We start from the raw sequence: 2,145 nt of genomic DNA, 5'->3' as shown, positions 1-2,145 counted from the left end.
ATCAAGGGGGAAACCTTCGAGTTCTGCCATATCCTCGCCGGCGTGGTCGAAATCACGCCCGACGCCGGCGAAACGGTGACCTACCGGGCCGGCGACAGCTTCGTCATGAAGCCGGGCTTCACGGGTGTTTGGAAGACCATCGAGACCGTGCGCAAGATCTACGTCACAGTGGGCTAGCGAGCGCCCGCGCAGGCCCTGACCGCCGCGGAAGATTTTGCCGTCTCTTGTCCCCAGCACGCAACATTCGTCGGCGGCGGATCGCCGAACAGCGCATGCTGCGTGTCGGCACGGGCTAGGCTGAGGCCGATGCTGCCGAGTGGTTGCCCATGAGCCTGAGCTTCGATCCCGATACAATCTCGCTTCCCGTCGGCCACTTCATCGATGGAGAGCTGATTTCGGCCGGGGGTGCGATCGAAATGCGCCGTCCGTCCGATGGCAAGTCCTATGCCGCCTGCCCCGTGGCCGGTGCGGACTTGGTGGACCGGGCGGTGGAAAGTGCCAAGGCGGCGCTGAAAGCCAGCAACTGGGGCGGCGTCCGGCCGCGCGAGCGCACCAGGGCGCTCCACGCCTGGGCCGATTTGATGGAAGCGGAAGCCGAAACGCTCGCCAGGATCGAGGCACTGTCCTCGACCCGGCCCGTCGGCCAGCTCGCCGCCGGCGACATCGCCGTGACCGCCGAGCAGATCCGCTTCTTTGCCGAGTTCGCCGATAAGGAAGGCAGCGAACTCGCGCCGACCGACGACGCCAGTTTCGGCATGATCATGAGCGAACCCTATGGCGTCGTGGCCGCGATCACGCCCTGGAATTTTCCGATCTCGATGGCCGGCTGGAAACTCGGCCCGGCGCTGGCCGCGGGCAATGCAGTCGTGCTGAAGCCGTCCGAAATGACGCCGTTCTCGACCGTTCATTTGGCGCAGCTCGCCGTCAGAGCCGGCCTGCCGGCAGGACTTATCAACGTGGTGCTCGGCGACGGCCCCACGACCGGCACGGCGTTGACCGGCCATCCCGAGATCGCCAAGGTCAGCTTCACCGGTTCAACCCGCGCCGGCTCGGCGATCATGGAGAACGTCGCCCGCACCGGCATCAGGCCGATGACGCTGGAGCTCGGCGGCAAGAGCCCGCAGCTCGTCTTTGCCGATGCCGATCTCGACAAGGCGGCGGCAGCAATCGCCGGCAGCGTCACCTTCAATGCCGGCCAGGCCTGCGTGGCCGGCACGCGCCTGATCGTCGAGAAGAGTGTGGCCGACAGCCTGACGGCGGCCATCCTTGAGCGAGTGAAGGCGGTGAAGCCCGGCCCGACCTGGGACGAGACCACGCAGTATTCGCCGATCATCTCGGAACGGCAGCGGGGGCGTGTCGACGCCATCGTGCGGGCCGCGCTCGAGGGCGGCGGCGAATGCCTGACGGGCGGCACCTTCATGGACAGCCCCGGCTATTTCTACGAGCCGACGCTGATCGCCAACGTCGACCAGGCCAATCCGGCGATCGTCGAGGAAATCTTCGGCCCGGTCCTGACGGTCCAGACCTTCGAGACCGAAGACGAGGCGCTCGCGCTGTCCAGCCATCCGACCTACGGACTGGCTTCCGGCCTGTTCACCGCGGATCTGTCTCGCACGATCCGTCTCGCGCGCAAGCTCGAAGCGGGCACCGTGTGGGTCAACCGCTACAGCCGCTCGCGCGACCACATTCTGCCGACCGGCGGCTATAAGCGCTCCGGCATCGGCAAGGACCTTGGCCGCGAGGCCTATCTCGCCAACCGCAGGACCAAGAGCGTCCTGATCAGCCTGTGAAGAGATGCCAATGAAGACCCACTCGATCGCCCTGATCCCCGGTGATGGCATCGGTCGCGATGTGACCGCCGCCGCCTGGACGGTGCTGGAAACCGTGGCCAAGCACTCCGGCTTTGCCCTGACCGGAACCGAGTTGCCATGGTCCTGTCGTTTCTTCAAGGAAACCGGCCGCATGATGCCCGAGGACGGCATCGAGACCTTGCGCCGCTTCGACGCCATCCTGCTCGGGGCCGTCGGATGGCCGACGGAGGTGCCGGATTCCGTCTCGCTCCACGGGCTGCTGCTGCCGATCCGCAAGGCATTCGTGCAATACGCCAATATCCGGCCGCACCGGCTGCTGCCTGGTGTGAGGGGG

3 protein-coding genes are annotated in these 2,145 nt (G+C 66.4%); all 3 read left to right on the top strand.

Annotation, left to right across the window (positions count from 1 at the left end):
• A partial coding sequence (locus tag EOA60_RS30010) for a cupin domain-containing protein (RefSeq protein WP_128312402.1) occupies window positions 1-177 on the top strand: 177 nt, incomplete at its 5' end.
• Window positions 178-326: 149 nt separating this feature from the next.
• Window positions 327-1,790 carry an aldehyde dehydrogenase family protein gene (locus EOA60_RS30005; RefSeq protein ID WP_095825751.1) on the top strand — a complete coding sequence of 488 codons (1,464 nt, stop codon included), beginning with the start codon at window positions 327-329 and terminating at the stop codon, window positions 1,788-1,790.
• A 10-nt stretch (window positions 1,791-1,800) separates the two neighbouring features.
• The coding region (locus EOA60_RS30000) for an isocitrate/isopropylmalate family dehydrogenase (RefSeq protein WP_245502647.1) at window positions 1,801-2,145 on the top strand (345 nt) is incomplete at its 3' end.

Source organism: Mesorhizobium sp. M1A.F.Ca.IN.020.06.1.1, assembly GCF_004023265.1.
In the GTDB taxonomy this organism is placed as follows: domain Bacteria; phylum Pseudomonadota; class Alphaproteobacteria; order Rhizobiales; family Rhizobiaceae; genus Mesorhizobium.
This window is presented reverse-complemented; position numbering and strand designations above follow the sequence as displayed.